Origin of the sequence: Pseudomonas sp., assembly GCF_049590575.1 — a bacterium.
GTDB lineage: Bacteria > Pseudomonadota > Gammaproteobacteria > Pseudomonadales > Pseudomonadaceae > Aquipseudomonas.
This window is the reverse complement of sequence record NZ_JBAWDE010000278.1, coordinates 1-2,489: the sequence shown is the minus strand read 5'-3', so window position 1 is coordinate 2,489 and position 2,489 is coordinate 1. Positions and strand designations below refer to the sequence as shown.

At 60.0% G+C, this 2,489-nt stretch carries 3 protein-coding genes; 1 reads left to right on the top strand and 2 read right to left on the bottom strand.

Features of this window, described 5'->3' with window-relative positions; genetic code table 11:
* Positions 1–76: 76 nt before the first annotated feature.
* The gene (locus WBR57_RS19215) at positions 77–715 is read right to left on the bottom strand and encodes a C40 family peptidase (protein WP_424085622.1); all 639 of its coding nucleotides are present in this window, start codon (positions 713–715) and stop codon (positions 77–79) included.
* A gap of 250 nt (positions 716–965) precedes the next feature.
* Here WBR57_RS19215 and WBR57_RS19210 point away from each other — a divergent pair, with 250 nt between their 5' ends.
* The gene (locus tag WBR57_RS19210; RefSeq protein WP_424085620.1) at positions 966–1,394 is read left to right on the top strand and encodes an NINE protein; all 429 of its coding nucleotides are present in this window, start codon (positions 966–968) and stop codon (positions 1,392–1,394) included.
* Between the two features lie 82 nt (positions 1,395–1,476).
* Here WBR57_RS19210 and WBR57_RS19205 read toward each other — a convergent pair.
* The coding region (locus WBR57_RS19205) for a dihydroorotase (RefSeq protein WP_424085618.1) at positions 1,477–2,489 on the bottom strand (1,013 nt) is incomplete at its 5' end.

Below are 2,489 nucleotides of genomic sequence, written 5' to 3'. Positions count from 1 at the left end.
ACCGAGGCGATGCTATCGCAGGCAAGCCAGCTCCCACATTTGATTGCATTTCAAATGGGCAACCTGGGGCGATCGCCTAGCGCTGAACAACCCGCAGGTTGTTGTTCTGCTCTTTGGGCAGCACGCGCTTGGCAATCACGTAGTTCTTGTCCCAGAACGGCTTTTTCAGCGTGTCGATGCTCACCGATTTGCCACGACGCGGTGCGTGGATAAAGCGGTCGTTGCCCAGGTAGATGGCAACGTGGTTCACCTGGCGGCTCTTGAGTTTAAAGAACAGCAGGTCGCCCGGTTTCAAGTCCTTGCGATCAACCTTCTGCCCGTGGCCGGCGGCCATGGCGTTGGAAGTGCGCGGCAAATCCACGGCGGCTACGTCGTTAAACGCATATTTCACCAAACCGCTGCAGTCGAACCCTTTACTTGGGCTGCTGCCGCCCCAACGATAAGGAGTACCGAGCACATTAACCGCGCGGCTGAGGACAGTGCTGCTTTGCTTGGTGTTGACCGCCATCAAGGCCGGGGTGGCTTTACCGTGGGCCTTGCTCACTTGAGTCGGGCGGTTGACGGTCAGCTTTACCGATTTGGCCGTGCTTGGCGTGCTGTGAACTTTAGGGGTGAAACCGTTAACGTTAGGAAGACGTTGCTCACGATTGGTGGCGTGGGCGGCCAGTGGCATTAATAGGCAGATGGTTAGCCATGTCTTGAAAAATGGTCGCATTAGGCGTGGCTCTTATGGGTTTGCGCGCAACTTTATAACAGCTTTTTGTGTCGTTCTCAGGCCGTTTGTCGACTGAACCTTGACGTCAAAATCAGAAAAAACGCGACGATTCGTCGCAATTGTCCTACACAAGTCAGGTGGCATAAGGCTTTCAGGGCAGGGAAGATACCATTTGCCGTACGTCGGGCGCCTGTAAAAAAGTCACAAAGAAAGTGAAAAAATTTATCTATCAAGGCAAAAGAGGTACGCGATGAATACCTATCAGCAGATTGGTCCGCAGCAAGACACTCACAGCAAGGTGATCGGTTACCTGCTCTGGATATTCGGTTTTACCGGCGCACACCGCTTTTATTACGGCAAACCCGTGACCGGTACGATCTGGTTTTTCACCTTGGGCCTGCTGGGTATCGGCTGGCTGATCGACTTCTTCCTGATCCCGGCCATGGACCGTGAAGCGGACCTGCGTTTTACCGCCGGGCCCATCGAATACAACGTGGCGTGGGTACTGCTGGCGTTTTTGGGGGTGTTTGGCGTGCACCGCATGTACCAGGGCAAATGGATCACTGGCCTGATCTATCTGCTGACCGGTGGCCTGTTCCTGGTCGGGGTGCTGTATGACTTCTGGACGTTGAATACGCAGATATCAATCCGCAATGCCGAGCGCAATAGCGGGCGCTGAATCTCTATTAGCCTAATAGAGATGCAAATGTGGGAGGGGGCAAGCCCCCTCCCACATTGACTGTGCCCACTGTAGATCGGCGTCAGGCCTGGTAGCTGATCCGCCCATCCACCAGGGTGTATCGCACCGTCGCCGGCAGGCTATGGCCGATGAACGGGCAGTTTTCGCCCTTGGACAGCCAGTACTCGCCAGCCACGGTGGAACTGGCCGGATCGAACAGCACCAGATCCGCCGCCGCACCCACCGCCAATTTGCCTGCCGGCAGGCGCAGGGCCTCTGCCGGGCCGGCGCTCAAGCGTGCGAGCAAGGTCGGCAAGTCGAGCAAGCCGTCTTCCACCAGGGTCATTGCCAGCGGCAGCAACAGCTCGACGCTGCTGATGCCCGGCTCGGTTGCGCCAAACGGCGCCAGCTTGGCATCGCGCTCATGGGGCTGGTGGTGGCTGGAAATCGCCGAGACCACACCGGACTTGACCGCCGCACGCAAACCTTCGCGGTCGGCCAGGGTGCGCAGCGGCGGCTGCACGTGGTACAGGCTGGAGAAGTCGATCAGTGCCTCATCCGTCAGGATCAGCTGATACAACGCCACGTCCGCCGTCACCGGCAGGCCGCGCGCCTGGGCCTGGGCGATCAGGGCCACGCCGCGGGCGCTGGTCAGTTGGCTGAAGTGCGCACGCACGCCGCTTTGCTCCACCAGCAGCAGGTCGCGGGCCAGGGCCACGGTTTCGGCGGTTTCCGGAATGCCCGGCAGGCCGAGGAAGCTGGCCACGGCACCTTCGTGGGCCAGGCCGCCTTCGGCCAGGTCGCGGTCCTGGGAGTGGAAGATCACCGTCAAATCGAAAGTCGCCGCGTATTCCAGGGCACGGCACAGGGTGCGGGTGCTGCGGAAACTCTCCAGGCCGTTGCCGAAGGCCACGCAGCCGGCGTCGCGCAAGGCGATCAGCTCGGCCAACTGTTCGCCGTCCAGGCCTTTGCTCAGGGCGCCGATGGGGAACACTTTGCAGTTGCCGGCTTCGCGGGCGCGGTCGAGGATCAGTTCGGTCACGGCCGAGGTGTCCAGCACCGGCTTGGTGTGCGGCGGGCAGCACAGGCTGGTCA

Excerpts from the sequence above, each read along its gene's own strand:
- WBR57_RS19215 (WP_424085622.1), bottom strand. The coding sequence starts at position 715 with ATGCGACCATTTTTCAAGACATGGCTAACCATCTGCCTATTAATGCCA.
- WBR57_RS19210 (WP_424085620.1), top strand. The coding sequence starts at position 966 with ATGAATACCTATCAGCAGATTGGTCCGCAGCAAGACACTCACAGCAAG.